Raw genomic sequence first — 18366 nt, forward strand, 5'->3', positions numbered from 1 at the left:
TAATCATCTCTTTTCCCCAATCACACTTCATCATGAGTAAACTCCCAAACGCAACCACAAGCATTTTTACGGTAATGTCAAAAATGGCAGCCGAATATAATGCGATAAATCTTTCGCAGGGATTTCCAAATTTTCCTGTTGACGAAAGACTAACAGATATAGTTGCAAGATTAGCGAAGGAAAATGTACATCAATATACTCCAATGGCAGGTTATCCTCCGTTGATGAATAAAATTGCCAAACTAATTCAAGATTCTTATAACAGAACAATTAATCCTGATTTAGAACTTTTGGTAACAGCGGGCGCAACACAGGGAATTTTCACTTCAATTCTGGCTTTAGTAAAAGAAAATGACGAAGTAATTATTCTCGATCCGAGTTACGATTCTTATGAATCTCCTATTTTACTTTGCAAAGCAAAACCAGTTAGAGTTGCCTTAAACGATGATTATACGCCGAATTGGGAAACGATAGAAAAAGCTTGTTCTGCAAAAAGCAGGATGATGATAATTAATAATCCTCATAATCCGACGGGAAAAATATTAACCGAGGCTGACTTTATTCAACTAGAAAAAATCCTTTCCAAATATCCTGACATTATAGTTTTATCTGATGAAGTTTACGAATACATCACTTTTGAAGAAAAACATATTTCAGCACATACCAAAAGCTTTCTTTTAGATCGCTGCATAATGGTTTCTTCTTTTGGGAAATCATTTCACATCACCGGCTGGAAAATTGGTTACACCATTGCGCCAGAACATTTAATGAAAGAAATCAAAAAAGTTCATCAATTTTTGGTTTTCAGTGTAAACAGTATTTCGCAATTTGCCATCAGCGAATATTTAGATGTTGTTGATGTCAACCAGCTTGGCAAATTCTATCAGGAAAAAAGAGATTATTTTAGGCAACTTATGCAAAACAGCCAATTTGAACTAAAACCTTGTGAAGGAACTTATTTCCAAGTTGCCTCTTACGCCAATATTTCAAATGAAGATGACGTTACTTTCTGCAAAAACTTAATTATAAATCATGGTGTTGCAGCCATTCCAATTTCTACTTTTTATTCTGATCATAAAGACCAAAAGTTAATCCGTTTCTGCTTTGCCAAAGATGACTTTACGTTAGAATCTGCAGCAAAAAAATTATGCAAAATATAAAGTTTTTTGAAATTTTATAACATTATTATGCATGCATCCTATTTTATTTAACTAATATTGCAAAAAAAGAAAAAGTATGAGCTATACAGACAAAATGTTACGTGATGATGCTTTACAAGGCAAAGTCATTGTCGTTACAGGCGGCGGAAGTGGTTTAGGTAAAGCTATGACCAAATATTTTCTCGAATTGGGAGCTCAAGTAGCGATAACTTCTAGAGATCTGGAAAAGTTAAAAACTACAGCTGCTGAACTGGAAAGCCAGACTGGAGGCAAATGCCTTCCTTTACAATGCGATGTTCGTCATTATGAGGAAGTAGAAAACATGCTTCAGGAAACTTTAAAAGTTTTTGGCAAAGTCGATGTTCTTTTAAATAATGCGGCGGGAAATTTTATTTCACCAACCGAAAGATTGTCAGCAAATGCTTTTGATACCGTTATTGATATTGTATTAAAAGGTTCAAAAAACTGTACGTTAGCTTTTGGAAAACACTGGATCGATACCAAACAAACTTCGGCAACGATTTTAAATATAGTAACTACTTACGCTTGGACAGGATCGGCTTATGTTGTTCCTAGTGCAACTGCAAAAGCGGGAGTTTTGGCAATGACAAGAAGTCTTGCTGTAGAATGGGCAAAATACGGAATTCGTTCTAACGCAATCGCGCCGGGACCTTTTCCAACAAAAGGAGCTTGGGACAGATTATTGCCAGGAGATTTGGCAGAGAAATTTGACATGGCCAAAAAAGTGCCGTTAAAGAGAGTTGGTGATCATCAGGAATTAGCCAATTTAGCAGCTTATTTGGTTTCCGATTTTTCATCGTATATCAATGGAGATGTAATTACCATCGATGGTGGAGAATGGCTGAAAGGCGCAGGACAATTCAATTTATTAGAAGCAATTCCAGAAGAACTTTGGGATCAGCTGGAAATGATGATAAAAGCAAAAAAGAATAAATAATTACAAGTGCTTACTAAATTCAGAATATTTTTTTTAAACTATACTGATTGCACGAAATCCCGACGGCTCTGCTGTCGGGATTTTTTTTATAATTTTTACTATATAAGTGATATAAGTTCAAATATGTCTAGCTTTATCTAAACATCTGTTTACTTAAATTTACTTACATTACTTATATGGTTTAAATAATTAATATACATAAAAAATTCACTTAAATTATTATTTTTGCCAAACAAATATCAAACAAAAATTTTATGCTCATTATTGGAATTGCAGGAGGAACAGGAAGTGGAAAAACTACAGTAGTACACCAGATTATGAATGAATTGCCACACACAGAAGTTGGTGTAATTTCTCAGGATTCGTACTATAAAGAAACAACCAATTTGTCTTTTGATGAAAGAGCATTAATTAATTTTGATCATCCTCGTGCGATTGATTTTGAATTGTTAGAGAAACATTTAAAAGCTTTAAAAGCGGGAGAGACAATCGATCAGCCTGTTTATTCTTTTGTACAGCATAACAGAACAGATGATACGGTTTCGACCCATCCAAGAAAAGTGATGATTGTAGAAGGAATTCTAATTTTAACAAATCCAGAATTACGTGAAATGTTCGATATCAAAATCTTCGTTCATGCCGATTCTGACGAAAGATTAATTCGTCGTTTAAAAAGAGATATTTCAGAACGCGGCCGTGATATCGATGAAGTTTTAAACCGTTATCAAACGACTTTAAAGCCTATGCACGAGCAATTTATCGAACCATCTAAGGCATTTGCAGACATCATTATTCCAAATGACAAATACAATACTGTAGCGATTGATGTAGTTCGCGCCGTAATTAATCAGCGAATTTCATAATTTTTATTGTAAATTTAAACCATAATAATTAGGAGCTGTTTCCCGCTCTCGCCTTTATCTTTTTATGGTCTCGTTAAAGAAACGAAACCATAAAAAGGATACCGGCTCCATCGGGGCTAAAAAAACCAAGCATATTCAAAAGAAATATTCGTTTAAAAATGAAATTAAAAAATCCATACAAAGGCAAAAAATGGTTTAAATACCTGGGCAACAAATACGTTTGGGTTTTGCTGTTTTTTATTGTTTGGATGTTATTTTTAGATAACTACTCTTATTTTGATCATCGCTTTCTGGATGAGCAAATAAATGAACTTCATGACAATAAAAAGTATTATCAGGAAGAAATAAAAAAAGATCAGGAACAGATCAAACAATTAAAAAATCCAGAACAAATTGAGAAATACGCCCGCGAAAAGTATTTCATGAAAAAAGACAGTGAAGACATCTACATCATTCAATTTGAAGGAGACACTATTCAAGAAAAAGAATAATCAAAAAAAATAAAATGGCTACTAACCTATTCGACGATTTTAATCCGATTTCATCCAAACAATGGAAACAAAAAATTCAGTTTGAATTAGATGGAGCCGATTACAATCAAACTGTTATTTGGAACTCTCCAGAAGATATTCAGGTAAAGCCTTTTTATCATAGCGATGAATTTACAAAAGCAGCAAATGTAAATACTCAAGTTTCAGATTTTAAAATCTGCCAGAATATATTTGTTTACGATCTAGACAAATCTGTAGAAAGAGCTTTGAACACCTTAGAAAGAGGTGCAGAAAGTATACGTTTTACTATCGAAAATGATAAAATTGATATTCAAAAATTATTAAAGAATCTTCCTTTAGAAAATAAAATCGTTTACTTTAATTTGAGTTTTATCTCAATCGATTTCGTTAAAAAATTAGATACTATTTCTATTCAGAAAAAGGCTGTTTTTTACTGTAATTTTGATCCTATTGGGCAGTTGGCACGAGATGGAAATTGGTTTACCACTTCAGAAAAAAATAATTTTGAAACTTTAGATTTACTATTTAAAAACACAACAAATTTGAATCTTCTAAGTGTAGATTTAGGTTTGTATCAAAATTCTGGTGCCAATATAACACAGCAAATTGCTTACAGCCTGGCACATGCAAACGAATACTTCAATCGTTTCTCTGACTTTTCTAAACCGATTGTTTTTCAAATATCCGTTGGAACTAATTATTTCTTCGAAATTGCAAAACTTCGTGCACTGCGAATGCTTTTCGATTTAATCGCCGCAGAATATAATTCGAAAATAAAATGTTATTTTTTGGTCACGCCAACAAAACGAAACAAAACTATTTACGATTATAATGTCAATATGCTCCGCACAACAACCGAATGTATGTCGGCAATTTTGGGCGGCGCTGATGCGATTGCTAATTTACCTTACGACGCTTTATATCACAAAGACAATGAATTTGGAGATCGTATTGCAAGAAACCAGCTTTTGATTTTAAAACACGAAAGCTATTTTGACAAAGTAAACAATCCCGCCGACGGAAGTTATTATATTGAAAGTCTAACCATACAGCTCGCTGAAAAAAGTTTAGCCTTATTTAAAGATATTGAAGCTAATGGCGGTTTCTTGAAACTTTTGAACGATGGAACAATCAAAAATAAAATTCAAGAAAGTGCTAATAAAGAGCAAGAATTATTTGATTCTAAGAAAGAAATTTTATTAGGAACCAATAAATATCCGAATAAAGAAGATAGAATGAAACATGATTTAGAATTGTTTCCTTTTGTAAAAATAAAACCAAGAAAAACATTAATTACACCAATTATCGAAAAGAGATTGGCTGAAAAAATGGAGCAGGAAAGATTGGAGCAGGAATAAAGCTAAACTATTTTATTAAAAAAACTAAATTAATTATGGAAGCAATTAGACAAATTATATCCGTTAAAAACCATTCTGTAACAATCTTATTACCCGATGATTTCACAGCAGAAAAAGTAGAAGTAATTATTTTACCTGTTCAAAATGAAGGTTATCAGGTACCGCAATGGCAGATTGACCAAGTTAGAGAAAGAACAGAGAACTATCTAAAAAATCCTAGTAACGTAACTGATATTGATGATTTTTTAAAAGAAATTGAAGATGAATTATAGAATAGTTATTCTTGATGAAGCTAAACTAGATTACAAAAAATCATTATTTTGGTATAAAAATATAAATCCAAAATTATCTGTAAGATTTAATGATTCTTTTAAAAAAAGTGTTGCTATTCTAAAAAAAGACCCTTTTTTATTTCAAATAAGATACGACAATATTCGAATACTATTTTTAAAAACTTTTCCCTACGCAATCCATTATTCTATTTATGAAAATTCAGTAGTTATCAAATCTATTTTTCATACATCAAGAAATAGTGATTTAAACGTATTTTAAATAAAAACATTTACATTGAGAAAAGACCTAAAACATATTAAGCTTAATTTTAAAAGTGATAAGTTAGACGAACTGACGCATAACTCAGAACCTGTAACTCAAAACTTTTTAACTGCTGAAGGAATTGAGATTAAAAAAAACTATTCCGATAAAGATATAGAAGATTTAGAATTTCTTGATTTCGGAGCTGGTTTTGCACCCAATTTACGCGGACCGTACGCTACAATGTACGTAAGACGTCCGTGGACCATTCGACAATATGCAGGATTTTCGACGGCAGAAGAAAGTAATGCTTTTTATAGAAAAAATTTAGCGGCAGGCCAAAAAGGACTTTCAATTGCATTTGATTTACCGACACACCGCGGTTACGATTCAGATCACGAAAGAGTAGTTGGCGATGTCGGAAAGGCGGGCGTTGCAATAGATTCTGTTGAAGACATGAAAGTACTGTTTGATCAGATTCCACTTGACGAAATGTCCGTTTCTATGACGATGAATGGAGCCGTACTTCCTATTATGGCTTTTTATATAGTTGCGGCAGAAGAACAAGGCATTAGTCCTGAAAAACTTGCTGGTACGATTCAGAATGATATTTTGAAAGAGTTTATGGTGCGAAATACCTATATCTATCCGCCAGCTCCTTCAATGAAAATAATCGCTGATATATTTGAATTTACAAGCAAAAAAATGCCTAAATTCAATTCTATCTCTATTTCTGGATATCATATGCAAGAAGCTGGAGCGACTGCGGATATTGAGTTGGCCTACACTTTAGCCGATGGTTTAGAATATATTAGAACTGGCTTATCAACAGGAATGACAATTGACGAATTTGCACCAAGATTATCTTTCTTTTGGGCAATTGGCATGAATCATTTTATGGAAATTGCTAAAATGAGAGCCGGCCGAATGATCTGGGCAAAATTATTACAGCAGTTCAATCCAAAGAGTGATAAATCTCTAGCTTTAAGAACACACTGCCAAACCAGCGGATGGAGTTTAACAGAACAAGATCCGTTTAATAATGTTGCCAGAACTTGCATTGAAGCTTCTGCAGCGGTTTTTGGAGGAACACAATCACTTCACACCAATGCTCTTGATGAGGCAATCGCACTTCCTACAGATTTCTCAGCGAGAATAGCACGTAATACACAGATTTTTCTTCAGGAAGAGACTAAGATTACCAAAACAGTTGATCCGTGGGCTGGAAGCTATTATGTAGAAAGTTTGACAAATGATTTAGTCGAAAAAACTTGGAAATTAATTGAAGAGGTCGAAGAATTAGGCGGTATGACAAAAGCAATCGAAGCCGGAATTCCGAAACTCCGAATTGAAGAAGCCGCAGCAAGAAAACAAGCACGCATAGACAGCGGGCAGGATATTATTGTCGGCGTAAATAAATACCGTTTAGAAAAAGAAGACCCTCTAGATATTTTAGATGTTGACAATCAATTGGTGCGTAAACAGCAAATTGAACGTCTGGAAGAAATAAAACAAACCAGAGATTCTGAAAAAGTAAATAATTCACTAGAAAAATTAATCGTTTGTGCAAAAACTGGACAAGGAAACTTATTAGAAATTGCAATTGAAGCCGCCAGAAACAGAGCAACATTAGGCGAAATTAGTACTGCATTGGAAACCGTTTTTGGTCGTTTTAAAGCACAAATCAAATCTTTTAGCGGTGTGTATAGTGCAGCAATTAAAAATGACGAGAATTTTGAGCGTGCAAAACAACTAGCAGATGTTTTTGCAAAACAAGAAGGAAGACGCCCAAGAATTATGATTGCCAAAATGGGACAAGATGGTCATGACCGCGGCGCAAAAGTTGTCGCTACAGGTTATGCAGATGTAGGTTTTGATGTTGATATTGGTCCCCTATTTCAAACTCCCGCCGAAGCAGCAAAACAAGCAGTTGAAAATGATGTACATATTTTAGGCGTTTCATCGCTTGCAGCGGGTCATAAAACATTGGTTCCTCAAGTTATAGAAGAACTAAAAAAACATGGCCGTGATGATATTATGGTAATTGTAGGAGGCGTTATTCCGTCTCAGGACTATCAATTTTTGTTTGATGCCGGAGCAGCTGCGGTTTTTGGACCAGGAACTAAAATAAGTGAAGCGGCTATAAAAATTCTAGAAGCCTTGATAGATTAAGTTTTACAGTCTCAGTCTCGGTTTTCAGTAATTCCTTTGAGGATTAAATATTGAGATTTTCAGACTTTCTGAAGAAAATAAAAAATAGAAAAAGAGGTTGTTTCACAATTGCGAAACAACCTCTTTTAATTTAGTCGTTAACGGTTGCGTTACTGTCTGCTTCTATAAAAGAAAGATCGTAACCTGCAAAATCTCTCATATAGCTTTTCAAAGACGTTCCGAATGCATCTCTAAAATGTCTGCTTCCTTTGTTTTTGAAAAAATTCTTTACAGAACCTGCACCACCTAAATGCGCTGCAGCTAAAATTCCAGATTCGGTAATTTCAATACCACTGATGATTTTGCCTTCGTACTTTGTGATTTCGTTACGTAAAATCCATTTGTTTTTGGCCAATAAAGCCATAAATGCTTTTTCTTGTAAGGCAGGATCTTTTAAAAAGGCTTTGTTATCATTAATTCCGATCGCTCTTAGAGCTTTAGAACCAAATTGATATTTACCCATATAACCAAGAGAATTTACTAGTCTGTATTTCCCTTGAGATTCTTTAAAAGCAACTGCTTCTTTAAAACCTATTAGATGATTCCCTGTGTATGGGACGTTGGTATTCGGGTAATCATCCTTTTCTTTTGATGGAAAAATATATTCTGATCCATCTGTTTTTTCAATTAAAAACCAAGGTTTGGTTTCTTTGTTAGAGGGAATAAATCCCAAACTTAAAAATGTAATAATAACGACTAAACTCGCATAAAAATACCATTTCTTTATCATAAATTGTTTTTCTTCAAAACGCTGTCACCCTCTTGAAATTTCTACGGTGCAAAGATAAGACATTTTAAAAATATGCTAAAAATCAACGTTTTACCATTTTTATTAGAAAAGTAGAAATCGCTTTGATCCCAGTTATAATAATGGATTCCAAAAGATTTTGAGTCTCCTTTTTTACCTTCAAAAATTGAAATTTAGGAGCAAAAAAAATCAAATTTTATATTAATTTTAAGGAAAATACACTAAAAAGAAAGAAATAGATTACAAAAAATCACTCATTTTTATGCAAATCTTGAAAAGTACTTTTTGAATTTTATAAAATTTACCATTAAAAAATGTTTATTTTTTCATTAAGAATAGTCAAAAAACACTCAAAATAATAATTCAATAATTTTTCGACAGGAAATTCATTTTCAATTAAAATTAGACATAAAAAAAACCGAAGCAAATGACTTCGGTTCTTTCTTTTTTTAAAAATAAATTATCTTGTTACTCCTTGACTAGCGATCCAGTCAGAATATTTTTTTGCATTTACATTATGTTCTGCCAATGTTGCTGCAAATTCATGGTATCCAAAACGCTCCACACTTGCACAGAAATAGATATAATCGTTCTTTTCCGGGTTTAAAACTGCCTCTAAAGCTGTAATATCCGGCATCGCAATTGGCCCTGGCGGAAGTCCTTTATTTACATAAGTATTATATGGCGATTTCATTACCAAATCATTATAAAAAACTCTTTTAATTACTTGATCAAAATTATTGTCTCTTAACTTCAAAGAATAAATAACAGTTGGATCTGCCTGTAATGGCATTTCTAAACGAAGACGATTTAAATAAACCCCAGCAATACGCGGTCTTTCGTCCTTTTTTACTGATTCTTTGTGTACGATTGAAGCTAAAATAGTCGCTTGAACAGGAGTTAATCCTTGTTTTTTTGCTTTTTCAATTCTTTCTGCTGTCCAGAAATTATTGTATTCCTTAATCATTTTATCACGAAACTTCTCTGCAGAAGTATTCCAATAGATTTCATAGGTGTTCGGAATAAACATAGCAAAAACATTTTCTTCGGTGAAACCGTTTGCCGCCATGAAAGTAGAATCTTTTATCGCTTTTAATAATGATAAACTGTCTGCTTCTATTTCGGCACCAATTCTTCCTGCAAAATTTTCTAAACGTTCTTGATTATTAAATACCAATTTAACTGGAATATTAGAACGCATTGCTCTAACTAAATCAATATTATTCATATCTTTCTTTAAAAGAAAGCGTCCAGATTTTACATTTTGCGGATAATCTCTTTTTTCGGCAACCATTTCAAAATTGTCGAAATTTTTGATGTAAGGCGTTAATATCTTTTTTACATCGGCGTAACTAGCGTCTGTAGGTACATAGACATATAATTCTTTTTCTTCAAACTTAGTATTAGAACTAAAAATTTTACTGATTAAAATAAAACCATAAATCATTAAAACTGAAATTACGGCTACGGCGCTTATTGTGATAATTTTTTTTAGAGTCAAAGCTTAAAATTTAAATTTGTTTATTAATTAGCTGAAAAACTGCTTCATCTTGATAGTGGTTATGATGCAGAATCCAATCTTTCTTTATTCCAATTTTCTCAAAACCAAATTTAGTAAAAAGTGCGATACTTGCTGCATTTTCTACACCTATATTTGCGTATAATTGATGAAGATTTAAATTATAAAAAGCATACTTTATCAAAAGCTCTAAAGCCTCAGAACCAATATTCTGTCCTTTATTTTCGTTTTTTTGAATAACAATACCAATTCCCGCCCTATTATTTCTAGGATCAAAATCAAATAAATCAATTAATCCGACAGCTGGAAAATCATCGTCTTGACAAATCGCCAACCGAAGCTGCTTTGCTTCATAAATATCTTGGTGGGCATTTTCTAAATATTGTTTAATTAAAAAACGACTATAAGGGGTTTGTGTGTTGCTCACTTCCCATATATTCTGATCGTTTTCTACAGCATAGATAAACTCTAAATCTTCAGGTTCTAGTGCACGCAGATAAATCGAATCGCCTTTTAGTGTTATCATTTACAATTTTAGATTTTAGATTGCAGATTTTAGATTTTAAAAATCTCGATTGGTATTTGGGATTTAAAATTTTGGGATTTAACTATTAAATTTCTATTGTTCCTTTAAAAACAAATTTTGCAGGTCCAGTTAAGAAAACATTTGTAAACTGATCATTTTCTTTATCAAAAGAAACAACTAGTTTTCCTCCTTCAACATTTAAATTAATAGCCGTTTTATCTGTTTCTCCAATAGCATTCATCGCTATTGCAACTGCAGTAGCACCAGTTCCACAAGCTAATGTTTCGTCTTCAACACCTCTTTCATACGTTCTCAAAGAAAAGGTATCATTATCTACTTTTTTTACAAAGTTGATATTGCTGCCTTTTTCTCCATACAATTCTCCATAACGAATTGCTGCACCATTTTCTTTTACATTATAATGTTCCAAATCATCTACAATTTGAACATGGTGAGGCGATCCAGTGTTTAAGAACGTATAAGAATCTTTTTTCTGTATTTCATTAACATCAATCATTTGCAAAGAAACAATTGAATCATCATTAACAGAAGCATGGTGTAATCCGTCAGTAGCAATAAATGTAGTTTTATCATCAATTACTCCCAATTGATTGGCAAAAGCAACCAGACAGCGGCCGCCGTTTCCACACATTGAACTTTGATTTCCGTCTGAATTATAGTAGACCATTCTAAAATCGGTTTCAGTGTCATTTTCCAGCAGAATTAATCCGTCTGCTCCAATTCCGAAACGTCTGTCGCACAAGCGTTCAATAAGTTTAACATCTTCTTTTGGAAAGAAATTTGATCGATTATCAATCATTACAAAATCGTTCCCAGTTCCTTGATATTTGTAAAATTCTATTTGCATTTTTTAGTCATTAGAAGTACAAAAGTACGAACTATTAATTAATGAAATGTTAATCATTGTTAAAGAGAGTTAAACCGTTTTTACAAATAATTTTTTGAAGTAATTTTACGTTAAATAACATGAACATAAATTCTAATAACTTAATTACAAATTCTAATATGAAAAGATTTTCAGCCTTATTTTTAGTGTCATTATTAAGTGGTGCTATTACTCTTGGTGCTTACAAGTTATTATTTGAAAGCAACAATTCTTTTTTTGGAAAAGGAAATTCTGTTGTTACTCTTGCCCCCAATTCATTTGGAAAAAATGTTGGTTTAGCAGCTGAAACAGTCGATTTTACCGAAGCCGCAGACAAAACTATCCATACCGTTGTTCACGTAAAAAATGTTTCGAGAAGAACTGTAAGCAACCCAATGCTTGAGTTTTTCTATGGTTATGGCGGACAGCAGCAACAAGAACAAGTAGGAACTGGTTCTGGCGTAATTATTTCTGAAGACGGATATATTGTTACCAACAATCACGTAATTAAAGATGCTACAGAAATTGAAATTACTTTAAACAATAAAAAATCGTATAAAGCGAAGTTAATTGGCACCGATTCTAAAATGGATATCGCGCTTTTGAAAATAGATGCAGATGTAAAACTTCCTTACACCGCTTTTGCAAATTCTGACAGCGTAAAAGTTGGCGAATGGGTATTGGCAGTTGGAAATCCGTATAACTTAACTTCTACTGTAACAGCCGGAATTGTTTCGGCGAAAGCCAGAAATTTAGATCAAAGCGGAATTCAGTCATTTATTCAAACCGATGCTGCCGTAAATCCAGGAAATAGTGGTGGTGCGTTAGTCAATACCAGAGGAGAATTAATTGGTATTAATACGATGATTTCTTCAATGACTGGTTCTTATGTGGGTTATTCGTTTGCAGTTCCTTCTAATATTGCTCGTAAAATTATCGAGGATATTATGGAATTTGGAAATGTCCAAAGAGGAATTTTAGGAGTTGAAGGAGGGGAATTGAACAGCACTGCCTCCAAAGAATTAGGAATTACGGAAACGCAAGGATTTTATATTAATAGAGTTACTAAAAATTCTGGTGCAGAAAAAGCAGGTTTGGGTAAAGGTGACATTATTATAAAATTGGATGAACAAAATATTTCTACTTATGCAGATTTATCAGGTTATATTAATACCAAACGACCAAATGATGTGGTGAAAGTAACTTATGTTAAAGACGGAAAAACTAAAACGGTTCCTGTAACTTTGAGTAAAAATGAATTTTACAGCGCTGAATTTAAAGGAATCGAGTTAGAAAATATCGATGCAGCAGACAAGAAAAAATTCAGAATTGATTATGGTGTAAAAATTAAAAACATCACTAATGAAAATTTAATGCAGTACCAAAATGAATTGCAAGGAAATATTATTTTAAGTATTGATAATGTAAAAGCAACAAATGTTGAAACCGTTTCAAAACTTTTAAGTAAAAAGGATGAAGGACAAAGTGTTCGAATTGAAATGATCAATAGAAACGGAGAAATTTTTAGAATCATTATTTAAGTCCAATTATTCAGTCACAGTATTTAGTGACAGTCTCAGTTTAAACTGAAAATTAAAATTGCGACTGAGAACTAAAAAAAGCCATCTTAAAAAATAAATTAAGATGGCTTTTTTATTTTCAAAAATAAATGCCTAAATAGTTTACGAAATCGATTGAAATAGATACTTTTGCGCCAAATTATAAAATAAGTGAGCGTTTTATTATTTCAATTAAAGTAAATTATGAACAACAAATCATTGTACCAAAAAGAGGTATCATTACAAGTCGACCGAAGAAGAGCTGGTGTCGAATTAATTAAAATCATAAGTGATTTATGGTATGACAAATCGATAGAAATGGTTTTATTTAAAAACCAGCTGCTCGATAAAAATGTCAGCGACATTATCAACCTTCATCAATATGCAGGTGAATTTGTTGGAAAACCAATCACAATATTTGATTCTGTAGAAATCGCAAAAGTCGTTTTGTCGTTAGATCTTCCGCCATCTAAAATAGATCTTGGAAAATTAACTTACGAATATCGTTTAGAAGATGAAAAATATCCAGATGCAAGATATTTTGTTATGGATAAATTGAAGAAAGCAAAATCATCTAAAGAGATTCAACCTAAAGATGTTGTCCTTTATGGTTTTGGTAGAATCGGGCGTTTATTAGCGAGAGAATTAATGTCTAAAACTGGAAAAGGAAATCAATTGCGTTTGAGAGCAATTGTAACTCGAGACAAAAATGATGTGTCTAGTTTAGAAAAGCGTGCTTCTTTACTACGTTATGATTCTATACATGGAGATTTTCACGGATCTGTAATTGCCGATCCAAAAAACAATGCGTTAATAATTAATGGAACTACTGTTCATATCATAACAGCAAATTCTCCCGAAGAAATCGATTATACGCATTACGAAATAAATGATGCATTACTTATAGACAATACCGGAGCTTTTACTACAGAAGAAGCTTTAAAAAAGCATTTAAAATCTAATGGAATAGAAAAAGTACTATTAACAGCTCCAGGAAAAGGGGTTCCAAATATTGTTTATGGGGTCAATCAAAACGAATACAACCCCGATGAAATTGCCATATTTTCTGCCGCTTCATGTACTACAAATGCTATTACACCAATTTTGAAAGTTATTGAAGATACATTAGGCGTTACAAAAGGCCATTTAGAAACCATTCATGCATACACAAACGATCAAAATCTGGTTGATAATATGCACAAAAAATACCGTCGTGGAAGAGCAGCTGCTTTAAACATGGTGATTACAGAAACGGGCGCAGGAAATGCCGTTGCAAAAGTACTTCCATCATTAGAAGGAAAATTAACTTCAAATGCAATTCGAGTTCCTGTTCCAAATGGTTCTCTAGTAGTTTTGAATTTAGATGTTAAAAAGGCAACGTCAATTACAGGCATTAATAAAATCATGAAGAAATATGCTCTTGAAGGAGAATTGGTAGAGCAAATTAAATATTCTTTAAACAATGAACTAGTATCATCTGACATTGTTGGAACTTCGGCTCCTTCCATTTATGACAGTAATGCAACGATTGTATCAAAAGATGGAAAAAACATAGTTTTATATATATGGTATGATAACGAATACGGATATAGTCATCAAGTTATTCGTTTAGCAAAATATATTGCCAAAGTAAGACGTTATACTTATTATTAATTCGACCAAACTAACTATTTTGCTAAAACCATCAAGATTTCTTGGTGGTTTTTTCATTATATTAAATAGGTAATACTGTGGTACTTTTTACTTCTGAAATCACAAAAACGGTATTTATTAAAGAAACTTCAGGTAAAACAGATAATTTTTTTTGATGAAAATGATGGTAACTTTCCATATCTGGAATAATAATTTTCAGCATGTAATCGAAATTTCCAGATACATAATTACACTCAACAACTTCTGGTAAATTCAAAATCGATTGATTAAACCCTTCAGAAGTATCATAGGTTTGTTTTGTCAATGTTACTTGACAATAAACCGTGAGATTATTTCCGAGTTTTTTCTTATCTAAAATCGTCACATATTTTTCTATAATCCCGTCTTTCTCAAGACGTTTCACTCTATCATGAACTGGAGTTAAAGACAGGTTTATTTTGTTTGCGATGTCTTTTAAAGTATAATGTGCATCTTCCTGCAGAAGACGTAAGATTTTTTTGTCAATTTCATCTAAAGCCATAACGAAAACGTTTTATTAGATTCATACTTTTTAGTCTTTTTTTCTTTTTGACGAATAAAATCAGATCAAAAAAAGAATATTTTTCTGTAAAAGTAAAAAATAAAATAATATTTTCTTATTTAACATTCATTAAACCATAATTTATTCTCTCTCTGTAGCTTTGTAAAACAATTTCAATAAAAACAAAAAAATATAACAACATGATAATAGGTATTCCAAAAGAAATAAAAAATAACGAAAACAGAGTTGCTTTGACTCCTGCTGGTGTTTCAGAAATGAAAAAACATGGACATACAGTGTACGTTCAAGCTACTGCTGGTTTAGGAAGTGGTTTTAGCGATGACGAATATGCACAAGCTGGAGCATTAGTTTTACCAACTATTGAAGAAGTTTATGCAATTGCAGAAATGATTATTAAAGTAAAAGAGCCAATTGCTTCTGAATATCCATTGATTAAGAAAGATCAATTATTATTTACTTACTTCCACTTTGCTTCATCAGAAGAGTTAACTCATGCAATGCTCGAAAAAGGTGCAGTTTGTTTAGCTTACGAAACTGTTGAAAAAACAGACCGCAGTTTACCTTTATTAGTTCCAATGTCAGAAGTTGCAGGTCGTATGGCAATTCAACAAGGAGCAAAATATCTTGAAAAACCATTGAAAGGAAGAGGAATCCTTTTAGGAGGTGTTCCTGGAGTTCCACCAGCAAAGGTTTTAGTTTTAGGTGGAGGAATCGTAGGAACTCAAGCAGCAAAAATGGCAGCAGGTTTAGGAGCTCAAGTTACTATCATGGATTTAAGCTTACCTCGTTTACGTCAGTTAGATGACATTATGCCAGCTAATGTAAACACAGAAATGTCTAACCATTATAACATCACTAGAGCAATTAAAGATGCTGACTTAGTTGTTGGAGCAGTTTTAATTCCAGGAGCAAAAGCACCACACTTAATTACTCGTGATATGTTGAAATTAATGCGTCCGGGAGCAGTTGTTGTTGACGTTGCAGTTGACCAAGGTGGATGTATCGAAACTTGTACTCCTACAACTCACGAAAACCCAACTTTCATTATAGATGATATTGTTCACTATTGTGTAGCTAATATGCCAGGTGCTGTTCCTTACACATCTACATTGGCTTTAACAAATGCAACTTTACCTTATGCTGTACAATTAGCTAACAAAGGATGGGAAAAAGCATGTGCTGAAAATGAAGAATTGAAAAAAGGATTAAATGTTGCTAACGGAAAAATCCTTTACAAAGGAGTTGCTGAAGCTTGGAATCTTCCTTTTAACGAAGAAATAGTATTAGCAAACGCATAGTGCTACTACTTAAATAAGTGCTTACTAAGTCACTATTATAAAGGCTTTTCTTAATTGAAAAGCCTTTTTTATGCCATAAAAAAACCTGCCTTAAAAGACAGGTTTTAAAAACTGATATATTAGAGACTATTTCTTTTCATCTAAAACTTCCTGCAATACTTTTGCTTCAGTTCCATTAGGGAAAGTAACTTTAATTTTCTGAGCTATTGTTGGCGCAATTTCAGTAATCGCTTTTTTATCGTAAGACTCTCCTTTTTTAATATGCCATCCATAAAAAATAGCCGGTACATGAGTATCATAACTATAAATTGTTCCGTGAGATGTTCCAGTAGTACTGTATTCAATATCACCCGGTTTATCAACGATAACTAAATCACCGTTTTGTGTAACATCATATCCTTTAGCTACAAAATTAAGTGAATAGTCGTTTCCTCCATTAGCCAAAATTTCTTCTTCTGTATAAACCTTTTTAACTTGAGGCTGCATCATTAAAAAGTCTTTAAAAGCTTTTTTAACTTTTGCTAATTCTAAACCTTTATCTTTAATGATTTGCTTATTAAGGAAAACATTGAAGTTTGAATAGTTTAAAACTAAATCTACTCCAAAAGTTTTTACTGAGAAATCCTGCATGCTTTTCTTTACTTCTTTTGACGGATAGTTGTCTACATTGTATTTACGGTCTTTTAAGTAAATTACATTCTCTGCTCCCGCGTGATCTGCAGTTAGGAACAATAAATAATTGCCTTTACCAACAGTTTTATCTAAATACACTAAGAAATCAGCAATAGTTTGATCTAGTCTTAAGTAAGTATCCTGAAGTTCCATTGATCTAGGCCCAAGAAGGTGTCCAACATAGTCAGTAGATGAAAAACTAACTGTTAAGAAATCTGTAATATTATCTTTTCCTAGTTCTTCTTTTTCTATTGCTCTTTTTGCAAAGTCTGCTAAAAGATCGTTTCCATAAGGAGTTGCACGAATAATTCCTGCATCATTTTTCTCATACATAGATTTTAAATCATATGGAAAAACAGGTGCAGCACTTCCGTATAATTTGCCTTCATAAGGATTATTATCTGGAAGACTTTCATTATATACTGAAGCTGGTTTGTATAAATCCCAGCCTTTATTGATATATGTTAGATAATTTTTCTCATTATTGAATTCAGATACCCATTCTGGTAATTTTTCACCGTAAAAAGTACTAGAAATGAATGAACCTGTTTTGCTGTACCAAAATGCCCAATTTGCAAAATGACCCGCTGGTAAAATTGCACCACGATCTTTAAGACTCATTCCGATTACTTTTCCAGCGAAATTTGTCGCCATTCTGACTTCATCAGTAATTGTAGTACTTTGAAGATTTTTAGGAGACATTGCTCCTTCTTCTGCGGTTCCATCTCCAACAGTTTTCACACCAGCATCATCTGTACAATACATTTCTTTACCAAGAGTTCTGCTGAACCATTCGTTACCAACAATTCCGTGTGTAGCTGGGGTAGTTCCTGTATAAATCGAAGCATGTCCTGGAGCAGTATATGTTGGCATATAATTATAATGCATATTTTGAAAAACATATCCATTATTCATTAACTTCTTAAAACCGTTTGGGGAAAAATCATCTGAAAAACGATATAAATATTCCATTTTCATTTGATCAACTACTATACCTACAACTAATTTAGGACGTTGTTGTGCACTTAAATTTGTGATAACAAAAAGAGCCAACAGTAAAATACTTTTTCTCATGTTTAAATAATAATTTGAACACAAAAATACTCATTCAAATTCAAAACTTCTAAACTATCAATGTAGAAGAACACACAATTGACTATAATTTAACAGTATCCGTTTTTAACAAAGGCTATTTAGGAAAACCATATAAAAGCAAAAAACCCTATCCGGTTTGGATAGGGTTTTTCAAAGAAAGGCGACGACATACTCTCCCACATAACTGCAGTACCATCTGCGCAGGCGGGCTTAACTACTCTGTTCGGGATGGGAAGAGGTGAGCCCCGCCGCAATAACCACCTTAAGGTTTTT

The 18366-nt window shown here is 32.9% G+C and carries 17 protein-coding genes and 1 rRNA gene; 11 read left to right on the top strand and 7 right to left on the bottom strand.

Annotation, left to right across the window (positions count from 1 at the left end; translation table 11 throughout):
* Nucleotides 1–32 precede the first annotated feature (32 nt).
* From BSF42_RS05165 to scpA, 8 genes are all read left to right on the top strand, one after another.
* Entirely contained in the window at nt 33–1160 is a 1128-nt protein-coding gene (locus BSF42_RS05165; RefSeq protein ID WP_095952038.1) for a methionine aminotransferase, read from the top strand.
* 76 nt (nt 1161–1236) lie between these two features.
* Complete coding sequence (locus BSF42_RS05170; protein ID WP_162614997.1) at nt 1237–2118, top strand: SDR family oxidoreductase; 882 nt, start codon at nt 1237–1239, stop codon at nt 2116–2118.
* Nucleotides 2119–2372: 254 nt separating this feature from the next.
* Nucleotides 2373–2981 carry a uridine kinase gene (udk, locus tag BSF42_RS05175; RefSeq protein ID WP_057116957.1) on the top strand — a complete coding sequence of 203 codons (609 nt, stop codon included), beginning with the start codon at nt 2373–2375 and terminating at the stop codon, nt 2979–2981.
* A gap of 158 nt (nt 2982–3139) precedes the next feature.
* Complete coding sequence (locus BSF42_RS05180) at nt 3140–3472, top strand: septum formation initiator family protein (protein WP_095952039.1); 333 nt, start codon at nt 3140–3142, stop codon at nt 3470–3472.
* Between the two features lie 14 nt (nt 3473–3486).
* Nucleotides 3487–4851 (top strand): methylmalonyl-CoA mutase subunit beta, encoded by a 1365-nt coding sequence (locus tag BSF42_RS05185; RefSeq protein ID WP_095952040.1) that lies wholly within the window; start codon nt 3487–3489, stop codon nt 4849–4851.
* A 35-nt stretch (nt 4852–4886) separates the two neighbouring features.
* The gene (locus BSF42_RS05190; RefSeq protein WP_095952041.1) at nt 4887–5123 is read left to right on the top strand and encodes a hypothetical protein; all 237 of its coding nucleotides are present in this window, start codon (nt 4887–4889) and stop codon (nt 5121–5123) included.
* A complete protein-coding gene (locus BSF42_RS05195; protein ID WP_095952042.1) occupies nt 5113–5403 on the top strand; it encodes a type II toxin-antitoxin system RelE/ParE family toxin in 291 nt (96 codons plus the stop codon). The genes BSF42_RS05190 and BSF42_RS05195 overlap by 11 nt, the downstream gene beginning before the upstream one ends.
* Before the next feature lie 15 nt (nt 5404–5418).
* Nucleotides 5419–7557 (top strand): methylmalonyl-CoA mutase, encoded by a 2139-nt coding sequence (gene scpA, locus BSF42_RS05200; RefSeq protein ID WP_095952043.1) that lies wholly within the window; start codon nt 5419–5421, stop codon nt 7555–7557.
* Between the two features lie 130 nt (nt 7558–7687).
* Here the strand turns inward: scpA and BSF42_RS05205 are convergent, their stop codons facing one another.
* The 4 genes from BSF42_RS05205 to dapF form a co-directional block, all read right to left on the bottom strand.
* Complete coding sequence (locus BSF42_RS05205; RefSeq protein WP_095952044.1) at nt 7688–8326, bottom strand: peptidoglycan-binding protein LysM; 639 nt, start codon at nt 8324–8326, stop codon at nt 7688–7690.
* Between the two features lie 478 nt (nt 8327–8804).
* On the bottom strand, nt 8805–9845 hold the full coding sequence (gene mltG / locus BSF42_RS05210) for an endolytic transglycosylase MltG (protein ID WP_095952045.1): 1041 nt from the start codon (nt 9843–9845) through the stop codon (nt 8805–8807).
* 10 nt (nt 9846–9855) lie between these two features.
* Entirely contained in the window at nt 9856–10389 is a 534-nt protein-coding gene (locus BSF42_RS05215; protein WP_095952046.1) for a GNAT family N-acetyltransferase, read from the bottom strand.
* Between the two features lie 85 nt (nt 10390–10474).
* The gene (gene dapF / locus BSF42_RS05220; protein ID WP_095952047.1) at nt 10475–11257 is read right to left on the bottom strand and encodes a diaminopimelate epimerase; all 783 of its coding nucleotides are present in this window, start codon (nt 11255–11257) and stop codon (nt 10475–10477) included.
* Nucleotides 11258–11415: 158 nt separating this feature from the next.
* On the opposite strand from dapF, the gene BSF42_RS05225 reads away from it, so the two are divergent.
* Entirely contained in the window at nt 11416–12816 is a 1401-nt protein-coding gene (locus tag BSF42_RS05225; protein WP_095952077.1) for a trypsin-like peptidase domain-containing protein, read from the top strand.
* 222 nt (nt 12817–13038) lie between these two features.
* Entirely contained in the window at nt 13039–14487 is a 1449-nt protein-coding gene (locus BSF42_RS05230; protein ID WP_095952048.1) for a glyceraldehyde-3-phosphate dehydrogenase, read from the top strand.
* A gap of 61 nt (nt 14488–14548) precedes the next feature.
* Here BSF42_RS05230 and BSF42_RS05235 read toward each other — a convergent pair whose 3' ends face one another.
* Nucleotides 14549–15007, bottom strand: a complete 459-nt coding sequence (locus tag BSF42_RS05235; RefSeq protein WP_053474073.1) for an Lrp/AsnC family transcriptional regulator — start codon at nt 15005–15007, stop codon at nt 14549–14551.
* 200 nt (nt 15008–15207) lie between these two features.
* Between BSF42_RS05235 and ald the strand changes: the two genes are divergently transcribed.
* The gene (gene ald, locus BSF42_RS05240) at nt 15208–16326 is read left to right on the top strand and encodes an alanine dehydrogenase (protein ID WP_095952049.1); all 1119 of its coding nucleotides are present in this window, start codon (nt 15208–15210) and stop codon (nt 16324–16326) included.
* Nucleotides 16327–16452: 126 nt separating this feature from the next.
* Here the strand turns inward: ald and pafA are convergent, their stop codons facing one another.
* Both pafA and rrf read right to left on the bottom strand, forming a co-directional pair.
* Nucleotides 16453–18072, bottom strand: a complete 1620-nt coding sequence (gene pafA, locus BSF42_RS05245; RefSeq protein ID WP_095952050.1) for an alkaline phosphatase PafA — start codon at nt 18070–18072, stop codon at nt 16453–16455.
* Nucleotides 18073–18248: 176 nt separating this feature from the next.
* Nucleotides 18249–18358, bottom strand: a 5S ribosomal RNA gene (rrf, locus tag BSF42_RS05250).
* Nucleotides 18359–18366 lie beyond the last annotated feature (8 nt).

This window comes from Flavobacterium sp. ACN6 (assembly GCF_002304005.1).
Taxonomy (GTDB): domain Bacteria; phylum Bacteroidota; class Bacteroidia; order Flavobacteriales; family Flavobacteriaceae; genus Flavobacterium.